The following is a 3,720-nucleotide window of genomic DNA, read 5'->3' on the forward strand; positions in this document are numbered from 1 at the left end:
CCGCCATTATTTATTACGGCAAGTATCGCGTGTGAGTAAGTTGAGTTTGCTTCGTACATGCACTTTTCGAGAGCTCGCCAAAATTTGAAACTGCCAAAATCATCTTTTAGATAAATGAATCTCCTGTTATGGCTGAATTTCAAAAATGGCAGCTTACCTATGTCCGTGCTTCGCGAGATCATTTTACGTATCGCTTCAGGGGACATTGAGGGATGTTGCCACTGAATTCTCTCTGCAAGATCCGAAGAGATGCATGGCCCGCTCATTTCAAGCACCTGTCTAACAACACTTTTTTTCATATCCTCACCTTATTTCTGTCACACTACGCTATTTATAATATTACACTACGTGTAATAGGGCGCAGTCTTTTAAAAAAAAGTGACTATAAAAAATAATTAAAAATCAGATGGTTAATTACTTACTTTAAATTGAGCACAAAGAAATATCGTCTTTATAATTATTTAATCCTTTTAAATCATAAAGATAGTATTGTGACATTTTTTTATCGAACTATCAGCTACTCCATTTACCATAACATCCGTTGCGTGCACCGCCTGAGAGGCTCTGAGAGCGTTTCTGACGGGAAACCGGTAAAACAGGCAACAAACCACCCGAAAACCCGCCAGAAACGCGCTGAGAGATTTTCAGCCCTATGCATGACTATGCACCGAACTGACTCGCGGGCGATTTTGGCCTGAATTCAGGCCGGATGACTTAAAATCTGCACCAAAGCCAACAGAAAACGGTGAACGGGTGCGCAATTTATTGCGTGGCCGTGAGGCGTTGCCGGCACAGCCGGAAAAACCATTTTCAGCACGTGCAGGAGGCCCAGGAAGAGGGGCGGATGTACGAATAGTTCAGAGGTCAGATCTGACGTAAAAATGATGTAAAAGTGACGTAAAAGTGATGTACTTTTGATGTACTTTTGATGTAATTCTGTTGTACACCCGCGATCTGACGTAAAAGTGATGTAATTTTGATGTACTTTTGATGTAATTCTGTAGTCAGGAAGAATAACCCGTTCATGCAGGCATGAACGATACAGTGAGGAACGCTTTTTTTGTCACGATCTCCCCTTAACCTGCGTAAATCACCCTCCATGGTTGATTATTTTTCAACCTTAAAATGGTCATACACCATACGCAACCGCGATTTTCATCGCAATTGCATGAATTAAAAGGTAAAAACTGAAGTTCCCGTTTATTTATGTAATACACAACGTATTACAACCACCTGTAATCACATGAAAATAAAGAAATAAGATGTAATACCGGCGTATTACACGTACGCGGGTAAGCGAAAAAGCTATAACGCTTCACGGCCGACAGGTGGCCCAAAATCCACCGGGGCGTGCAGGTTCTCTTCAGTAACCTGCGCCATTAAATCAAAAAGGTCATATTCGCCGGGAAGCAGAGCATCAGTCGCATCCCGTTGTTCATCATACTCAGATGGCATGTTGTGATATCCAGTAGCTGAGGGGTGTTAGCGGGTTTCGGAGCGCAGCCCTGAACCAGTCACGTAGCGCTAGCGGAGTCTAAACTAGCTGAATATGTTACGGCGGGGTCGGGGTTCAGGAAAGTGCTTCATGTGACAGGGGAAAATGCAGCTACAGGGCGTACGGGAGAAAATGGGGGTTACTGTGATATGACGCCTCCTCGCTCACTCGGTCGCTGCCGCTCCTGCCGTTCGGCTGCGGCGGGCGTTAGCTGCACACGGATAAGAGCAAAAGCATGTGGCATGACAAACAGGGCAGGAAAAGGACGCGCCGCTGCCGTTTTTCCATAGGCTCCGCCCCCCTGACAAGCATCACGAAATCTGACACTCAAATCAGTGGTGGCGAAACCCGACAGGACTATAAAGATCCCAGGCGTTTCCCCCTGGTAGCTCCCTCGTGCGCTCTCCTGTTCCTGCCTTTCGGTTTACCGGTGTCACTCCGCTGTTATGGCCGCGTTTATCTCATTCCACGCCTGACACTCAGTTCCGGGAAGGCAGTTCGCTCCAAGCTGGACTGTATGCACGAACCCCCCGTTCAGTCCGACTGCTGCGCCTGTTCCGGTAACTATCGACTTGAGTCCAACCCGGAAAGACACGACAAAACGCCACTGGCAGCAGCCATTGGTATCTGGTTTACGGAGCGGAGAGGCGTGTACAAGCATACACAGAGTTCTTGAAGTGTTGACCTGACTACGGCTACACTGGAAGGACAGATTTGGTCACTGCGCTCCGTTTAAGCCAGTTACCACGGTTCAGAAACTTGCCGGTTTCCTGAACCTTCGAAAAACCACCTTGCCGGGTGGTTTTTTCGTTTCAGAGATGGAAGATACGCCTTTCAAAGCGCCATCGTCAAGAAACGCAGTAGCTAGAAAAAATCGTCCTCTAACTCAAAATCAGGCATTACGCCTTTTTTATAATCAGGTGAAATGACTTTTCTATATAAGTTGAACACCCGCTTTTTCTTGTAAAAGAAATCATCCAAATGCTCACCAAACAAATAATCAACATCGATATTCTTATTATTATTCTTAAAAGAGTCTAACCTTTTTAAATCTTTGTTGTACACATTCCCTGTAACCCACAAATAATGGTGGATATTCTTTTTTTCTAAATTATTTATTTTATAGTAAGAGTTTATAATTGGAACCCTTTCTTTCATCCAACGCGTAAGTTCAGTTGAAGGTAAGACCTTAACATTTTTGCACTCTATTATATAAATATCGTCACTACTCTCCAATACAACATCAGCTTCTGCATGCTTACCATTTATCTTATACTCTCTATTAATGTAAATATTACCAAGGCCATAAAAATTAGAAATTTGCGAGGATACAAAAAGCTCAAAAACATACCCTCTCAAATTGCCATTCTCTCCAGAAACAGACTCCAGATCTTTAACCATCTGAAGCAACTCATCTGGATGCTTTTCAATGGACAAAGAACCCTGAACCACCCTCGACAACCTGGTTAAGCTTTCATCAACTTTATTACCAAACGCATTTGCTATAGTTACAGCCAGAACCCCCTCACTTCTCAACTTATTGAAGGCTATTTTGCCGAAACGCCTTGCGAAAATAACAAACATTATCCTCTGACTCGCTCGAGAAGACTTGGTCATCTGGACTTTTCTTATGAATGTTTCTGCTGCAGCGGTAGTAATTTCATCACGATTAAAGCCGAGAGAAAAATCACAGGCAACGAAACCAGGCATCAGTTTTCCGCCGACATATTCAGCGAGAGGGGAAACGTAACTTGGAGCGGTCATATCCCATTCAAAAGAGCCTACAACTGGATTTCCCTCCCCATCATATTTTGTTTTTATCTGATTAAAAGCGACTAGGCCTAAATTCCTCAACCAAGCTTTAACAAGCTCCAATATTGGTTTGTCAAAAAAGGATTCGCAATTTGCCATTGTTCTAATATTAACATCGTTGGCTATGTTGTTATTTATCAGTACGCAATCACCAACTCCATCAATATACACGGCTCTAAGTATTTTTGCCGAAAGTAGATTTCTTAGAACTGTTTCATAACTTAAATGTTTAGCTTGTTTTATAGGAGATCCAGACACAATCCCAAAATCTTTCACCTTCAAATAACCGCCATTATTTATTACGGCAAGTATCGCGTGTGAGTAAGTTGAGTTTGCTTCGTACATGCACTTTTCGAGAGCTCGCCAAAATTTGAAACTGCCAAAATCATCTTTTAGATAAATGAATCTCCTGT

At 43.1% G+C, this 3,720-nt stretch carries 3 protein-coding genes and 1 pseudogene; 1 reads left to right on the plus strand and 3 read right to left on the minus strand.

The features are described 5' to 3' along the window. Positions 1-299 (minus strand): annotated as a pseudogene (locus tag J4685_RS22305) (NERD domain-containing protein); the annotation flags it as partial. Between the two features lie 1,006 nt (positions 300-1,305). Beyond that, a complete protein-coding gene (locus J4685_RS22310; RefSeq protein WP_163396971.1) occupies positions 1,306-1,455 on the minus strand; it encodes a hypothetical protein in 150 nt (49 codons plus the stop codon). 557 nt (positions 1,456-2,012) lie between these two features. Between J4685_RS22310 and J4685_RS22715 the strand changes: the two genes are divergently transcribed. Beyond that, on the plus strand, positions 2,013-2,171 hold the full coding sequence (locus tag J4685_RS22715) for a hypothetical protein (protein WP_001403044.1): 159 nt from the start codon (positions 2,013-2,015) through the stop codon (positions 2,169-2,171). A 188-nt stretch (positions 2,172-2,359) separates the two neighbouring features. Here the strand turns inward: J4685_RS22715 and J4685_RS22315 are convergent. Continuing rightward, positions 2,360-3,720 (minus strand): NERD domain-containing protein (locus J4685_RS22315; protein WP_208202761.1); only part of this gene is annotated, 1,361 nt, incomplete at its 5' end.

Origin of the sequence: Salmonella sp. 32100201201700099SM, from assembly GCF_017572645.1 — a bacterium.
Classification (GTDB): domain Bacteria; phylum Pseudomonadota; class Gammaproteobacteria; order Enterobacterales; family Enterobacteriaceae; genus Salmonella; species Salmonella enterica.